Raw genomic sequence first — 4,939 nt, 5'->3', positions numbered from 1 at the left:
CCGCGGAAAGACAGAGGGCCAGGAACTCGAGTGTCGTCGGCAGTTCATCCGTGAGCCGCACCCGTCGCGCCTTGGCCCGCGCGGAGAGCTGCAGGTCGTAGGCGGCGGCCGCCGCCGCCCCGCACAGCAGAGGCAGCACGCCCGTCGGCACGGAGAGGCGGCCCGTGAGTGCGAGCACGGTCACCCCGATCGCCCCCACCCCTATCCCGGCGAGGCCCCACCCGAGCTGCCTGCCGCGGAACGCCGCAGGGTCGGTCCGCACGCCGGCTTGTGCCAGACGCCGGCGGAGGGGCTCTCCCCCGCCGAGCAGACTCTCGAACGCATTTCGTGCGCGTTCCCACAGCGTCCGCGAACTCGCGGGCAGCGCGCCCGCGGCCGGGAGGACACCTCGTGGCAGACGATCATCGGCGACGACGTCGCGCACGTAAGGACCGATCCGTACGGCCAGCGATGCCGCCCTCCACCGTGGAAGCGCGGAAAGCGCGCTCAGCACCCCGGCGGCGAAGCCGCACCCGATCAGGACGGCGCTCGCGAGAGCCGTCATCCCGCTCATCCGAACCACCGCCGAGGCTCGGGGAGTCGACCGATGCGGACCATGATGTGGAAGGCGACCACAGAGACGGCCGCGCCCAGACAGATCACGAGCACGCCTTCGGGAGTGCCGTACGCCGCCGCCCCTTCCGGTCGGAGCACGAGCAGGCCGAGGATCACCCACGGGGCGACGGCACCGAGGACGGCGGCACCGCGGATCCAGGATTGCCGCGCCTCGACCTCCCCACGGAGAGCCGCGTCCGCCCGCACCGAGCTGGAGAGTGCCCGCAATACGCTGATGAGCTCGGTGCCGCCCACCTGACGCGCCATCCGCAGCGTCTCGGCGATGCGGTCGCCGATGGGGTCGGACAGCGTCGTCTTGAGTCGATCGAGGCTGGTCTCGAACCTGCCGCTCGCCCGCAGGTCCCGCGCGAACACGATGAACGCCGGCCGCAGCATCTTCGGCGCGGACTCCGCCAGACCGGCCACCGCGTCGGGAAGCGACAAGCCAACGCGGATCGACGCGATCAGCAGATCGCACACGTCCGGCCAGAGCTGGCGACGCAACCGTCGCAGGCGCATCCGTCGCCCTCGCACGAACACGATCGGCGCAGTTGCGCCTGCAAGACCGGCCAGCACGGAGAGCACGGGGATCCCCGTCAGCAGCCATGCACCCGATGCCGTCATCAGTCCGGTTACGACGACGATGGCGAGGAGTCCACGTTGCGACAGCCCCTCCATGCCCGCTTCCTCGATCAGACGGGCGAGTCGCCCCTGCCTCATCGTCATCACGGCATCGTCGGAAGGCGGCCACATCCACGGGGAGACGCACAGCAGCACCCCCGCCGCGAGGAGGGCACCGACGAAGACCGTCTCGATGAGGCTCCGACCCGGCGAGCGGCGATGCGCTCCACGACGACATCCCTGCGGTCTGCCACCCGGTACACCTGCTCGGTCCGGACTCTGCCTTCGTCGACGTCACCGGTCGGTGCGATGACCTCTTGGACGTATCGCCGACCTGCCCGGTCTCGAACGCAGTGCACGACCAGGTCGATCGACGCGGCGAGCGCGGGCGCGATGAACGCGCGGTCGATGTTGCGCCCGGCCAGGAGCGGGAGGATCGTCAGCTTCTCGATCGCCTCCGCCGCGGAGTTCGCATGCACGGTGCAGGCGCCGGGAACCCCCGTGTTGAGGGCGAGCACGAGGTCCAGGGCTTCCGCGTCCCGGACCTCGCCTACGACGAGACGGTCCGGTCGCATACGCAGCGCCTCCTTCACCAGTCGCCGCAACGTGATCTCCCCCGTACCCTCCAGGCTCGCCTGGCGTCCCTGGAGTGAGACGAGATCGGGTCCGTGAACGGCCAGCTCGAACGTCTCCTCGACTGTCACGATGCGCTGGGTGTCGGCGCAGGAAGCCAGCAGCGCGGCGAGCATCGTCGTCTTGCCTGCGTGCGTCGCTCCGGAGACGATCACGCTGCGGCCGGCGTCCATCGCCACGCGCAGCTGATCCGCGACACCGCGAGGCATCATGCCCTGATCCGTCAGCAGTGCGAGGGATCGGTACTTCGGGAGGAACTTGCGGATGTTGACAGCCCACGAACCGCGCACTACATCGGCGATGGCTACGTGCAGACGGGACCCGTCCGGCAGCGAAGCGTCGACGAACGGCTGGCTGATGTCGACTCGCCGCCCCGTTGACTGGAGCATCCTCTCGACGAGGTCGCGCACCGACACCTCATCGAGCACGACGTCGGTCCGCTCGGCCGTGCCCTCGCGCGCGACGTGCACGTGCCCTGCGCCGTTCAGCCAGATCTCCTCGACCTGTGGATCGTCGAGCAGCGGCTGCAGCGCGCCGAATCCGCTCAAGGTCGCCAGGACCTCCCGCACGCATGCGGCCTCATCGTCGATCAACGCCTCACCGCGGGCGAGGGCGAGATCGTCGTGTCGGCGGACCTCGGCGTGGGCGATGCGCCAGGCCCCGTCCGGATCGATCGACGGGTCGATGCCCTCGGCGCGCAGACGCGAACGCACACGCTCGGCGACGAGGGCGGACGGACGAATCACTCAGGCATCCTCGCAACATTCGACGCGCGGCCTCCGAAGTTATCCACAAGCCGACCTGGAGTCCCATCCCCTCCGCAGACTCCCGGCCCGGCTCGGACTGCGGGCGGATCCCCAGATACCCGGTTTCGGCGATCAGTAGACTTATCCCACCGCGCGGGAGTGGTGGAATTGGCAGACACGCAGGATTTAGGTTCCTGTGCCCCAGGGCGTGTGGGTTCAAGTCCCACCTTCCGCACGAGAGACGACGGCAGCCTTCTCAGGTCGCCATGACATCGCTCTGTTACACCGCCGACCAATCGCGACCGACGGGACTCTCCCAGTGCTCGAAACCATGCTGCACGCACCGACCGCTCTCATCCCCTGGCTGGACCCCGCCACGATCATCGGGACCGCCGGGCCGTGGGCGCTCCTCGTGGTGTGCTTCATCGTCTTCGCGGAGACCGGTCTGCTCGTCGGTTTCCTGCTTCCCGGCGACACGCTGCTCGTGATCGCGGGCCTTCTCTCGCACCCGATCGCGGGTTCCGAGCACGGTGTCTTCGGCATCAACGTCTGGTGGGTCGCCCTGCTCATCGGCCTCGCGGCCTTCGTCGGCGGCGAGGTCGGCTATGTGATCGGGCACAAGGGCGGACCGGCCGTGTTCGAGCGCAAGGAGTCGGGACTCTTCAGCAAGAAGAACGTCGAGCGCACGAACGCGTTCTTCGAGCGCTTCGGAGGCATCACCGTGATCCTCGCGCGCTTCGTGCCGATCGTGCGCACGTTCGCCCCGGTCGCCGCCGGTGTCGGTCACATGCCGTGGCGCAAGTACACGCTCTACAACCTGATCGGTGCGATCCTGTGGGGCTTCGGGCTCACCATGTTCGGCTACCTCATCGGGTTCATCCCGCCGGTCGCGACGTTCGTGGAGAACTACATCGACCTCATCCTGCTCGCGGCCGTCGGCGGCACGGCGCTGGTGACGCTGTGGCACTACCTGTCGGAGCGCCACAAGGCGAAGAAGGCTGCCGCAGCAGGGGAAGACGTCGTCACCGACGCTGAGGAGGCGCAGGAGCTCGTGCTCGACGCCGACGTGTTCGACCGCGCTCCCGACCTGGACGGCGACGGCAAGCACTGACCGCGGTCGGTCAGCCCGCGTTCTTGGCGCGCTCCTCCTTCGAGCGGGCGACACTCGCACGCAGAGCCTCCATGAGATCGATGACCTCGCCGCCCTCGGCCGCCTTCTCGGCTTCGCCGAAGGTCTCCGCGACGTCGAACGTCTCGCCTGCCTCGATCTTCGCGTCGATCAGCGTGCGGAGCTCCTTCTGGTACTCGTCGACGAACTCCTCGGGATCGAAGTCCGCCGAGTAGCTGTCCACGAGCGACGCCGAGAGCTCCAACTCCTTCTTCGAGATCCGCACATCCTCGTCCAGCGCGGGGAACGCCGCTTCGCGCACCTCGTCGGCCCAGAGCAGCGTCTGCAGCACGAGCACTTTCCCCCGCACGCGCAGCGCGGCGAGCCTCGTCTTCTGCCGCAGGGTGAACCGCACGATCGCCGTGCGGTCGGTCTGCTCGAGCGTCTTGCGCAGGAGGACGTACGCCTTCGGTGACTTGGAATCGGGTTCGAGGTAGTACGGCTTGTCGAGCGTGAGCAGATCGACCTGGTCGGAAGGCACGAACTCCACGACGTCGATCTCCCTGCTCTTCTCGGCGGGGAGCGCGGCGAGGTCGTCCTTCGTGAGGACGACGGTCTGGCCCTCCTCGACGTACGCGCGGTCGATGTCGGCGTAGGCGACGGTCTCTCCGCAGACCTCGCAGGTGCGCTGGTAACGGATGCGACCGCCGTCTTTCTCATGCACCTGATGCAGCGGCACGTCGTGGTCCTCGGTCGCGGAGTACACCTTGACCGGGACGTTCACGAGCCCGAACGTCAGTGCGCCCTTCCAGATCGTCCTCATCACACCAGTAGACACCAGCCACAGCCGTCACGACCAGCCCTTGACTACGCTGGCTCCATGGTGGGAGATGCGCAGATCGTCCAGGTCGACGGCCGCCGCCTGCGCGTGACGAACCTCGACAAGGTCGTCTACCCCGAGACCGGCACCACCAAGGGCGAGGTCATCGCGTACTACACGGCCATCGCACCTCTGCTGCTCCCCCTCCTCGACGGCCGCCCCGTCACCCGCAAGCGATGGGTGGAAGGTGTCGGAACAGCGCAGGCGCCGGCTGACGCGTTCTTCACGAAGCAGCTCGAACCGGGGGCACCGTCGTGGATCCCGCGGCAGGCGATCCAGCACTCGGACGGGCCCAAGGAGTATCCGCTCGTCGACGACGTCCCCACCCTCGTCTGGCTCGCGCAGGTCGCCGCGATC

4 protein-coding genes, 1 tRNA gene and 2 pseudogenes are annotated in these 4,939 nt (G+C 68.4%); 3 read left to right on the top strand and 4 right to left on the bottom strand.

Features of this window, described 5'->3' with window-relative positions:
• The 3 genes and pseudogenes from DSP71_RS12265 to DSP71_RS12255 form a co-directional block, all read right to left on the bottom strand.
• A pseudogene (locus tag DSP71_RS12265) lies at positions 1-544 on the bottom strand (type II secretion protein F); the annotation flags it as partial.
• Between the two features lie 5 nt (positions 545-549).
• Complete coding sequence (locus tag DSP71_RS12260) at positions 550-1,320, bottom strand: type II secretion system F family protein (protein ID WP_396652057.1); 771 nt, start codon at positions 1,318-1,320, stop codon at positions 550-552.
• The gene (locus DSP71_RS12255) at positions 1,320-2,594 is read right to left on the bottom strand and encodes a CpaF family protein (protein WP_258546411.1); all 1,275 of its coding nucleotides are present in this window, start codon (positions 2,592-2,594) and stop codon (positions 1,320-1,322) included. The genes DSP71_RS12260 and DSP71_RS12255 overlap by 1 nt, the downstream gene beginning before the upstream one ends.
• Before the next feature lie 153 nt (positions 2,595-2,747).
• Here DSP71_RS12255 and DSP71_RS12250 point away from each other — a divergent pair.
• Positions 2,748-2,829: transfer RNA gene (locus tag DSP71_RS12250), tRNA-Leu, on the top strand.
• 96 nt (positions 2,830-2,925) lie between these two features.
• Complete coding sequence (locus DSP71_RS12245) at positions 2,926-3,705, top strand: DedA family protein (RefSeq protein WP_058631818.1); 780 nt, start codon at positions 2,926-2,928, stop codon at positions 3,703-3,705.
• Between the two features lie 10 nt (positions 3,706-3,715).
• On the opposite strand, the gene DSP71_RS12240 is transcribed toward DSP71_RS12245, so the two are convergent.
• Positions 3,716-4,525, bottom strand: coding sequence for a Ku protein (locus DSP71_RS12240; protein ID WP_046748976.1), 810 nt, complete (start codon positions 4,523-4,525; stop codon positions 3,716-3,718).
• A 57-nt stretch (positions 4,526-4,582) separates the two neighbouring features.
• Here DSP71_RS12240 and DSP71_RS23725 point away from each other — a divergent pair.
• Positions 4,583-4,939 (top strand): annotated as a pseudogene (locus tag DSP71_RS23725) (ATP-dependent DNA ligase); the annotation flags it as partial.

Origin of the sequence: Microbacterium sp. H6, from assembly GCF_003314775.1 — a bacterium.
In the GTDB taxonomy this organism is placed as follows: domain Bacteria; phylum Actinomycetota; class Actinomycetes; order Actinomycetales; family Microbacteriaceae; genus Microbacterium; species Microbacterium oxydans.
The sequence above is the reverse complement of the archived record's forward strand: the minus strand, read 5'-3'. Positions and strand labels throughout refer to the sequence as shown.